5 tRNA genes are annotated in these 539 nt (G+C 52.1%); all 5 read left to right on the forward strand.

Annotated features, from left to right (window positions below):
• The first annotated feature begins 43 nt into the window (after positions 1 to 43).
• The 5 genes from Tmeso_RS15855 (at position 44) to Tmeso_RS15875 (ending at position 493) form a co-directional block, all read left to right on the forward strand.
• A tRNA-Asp gene (locus Tmeso_RS15855) sits at positions 44 to 120 on the forward strand.
• Positions 121 to 162: 42 nt separating this feature from the next.
• Positions 163 to 237, forward strand: a tRNA-Thr gene (locus Tmeso_RS15860).
• 6 nt (positions 238 to 243) lie between these two features.
• A tRNA-Tyr gene (locus Tmeso_RS15865) sits at positions 244 to 329 on the forward strand.
• Between the two features lie 8 nt (positions 330 to 337).
• A tRNA-Gly gene (locus Tmeso_RS15870) sits at positions 338 to 411 on the forward strand.
• A 5-nt stretch (positions 412 to 416) separates the two neighbouring features.
• Positions 417 to 493 (forward strand) — tRNA-Arg (locus Tmeso_RS15875).
• Positions 494 to 539: the final 46 nt, after the last annotated feature.

Genomic DNA, 539 nt, shown 5'->3' on the forward strand with positions numbered 1-539 from the left:
AGGGGGTCACAGGTTCGAGCCCTGTTGAGCCCACCAATTATTTGGCCTGGTAGTTCAGTTGGTTAGAATGCCAGCCTGTCACGCTGGAGGTCGAGGGTTCGAGTCCCTTCCAGGTCGCCAAATAATTCTTTTTCTTTGGGAGATACAAAAAAATAAAAAAGTGCTAGTGTGGCTCAACGGTAGAGCAGCTGACTTGTAATCAGCAGGTTGTAGGTTCGATTCCTATCACTAGCTCCAAAATATGGAGGGGTTCCCGAGTTGGCCAAAGGGGGCAGACTGTAAATCTGTTAGCATCGCTTTCACTGGTTCGAATCCAGTCCCCTCCACCATGAAACATGCGGGTGTAGCTCAGTGGTAGAGTTCCGGCCTTCCAAGCCGGCTGCGAGGGTTCGACTCCCTTCACCCGCTCCAAATATGTGCCTGTAGCTCAGTTGGATAGAGCAGTGGCCTTCTAAGCCACGTGTCCGGGGTTCGAATCCCTGCAGGCACGCCATACTGGGGATTCGCCAAGTCGGTAAGGCTCAGGATTTTGATTCCTG

Source organism: Tepidibacter mesophilus (assembly GCF_002724055.1).
In the GTDB taxonomy this organism is placed as follows: Bacteria; Bacillota; Clostridia; order Peptostreptococcales; family Peptostreptococcaceae; genus Tepidibacter_A; species Tepidibacter_A mesophilus.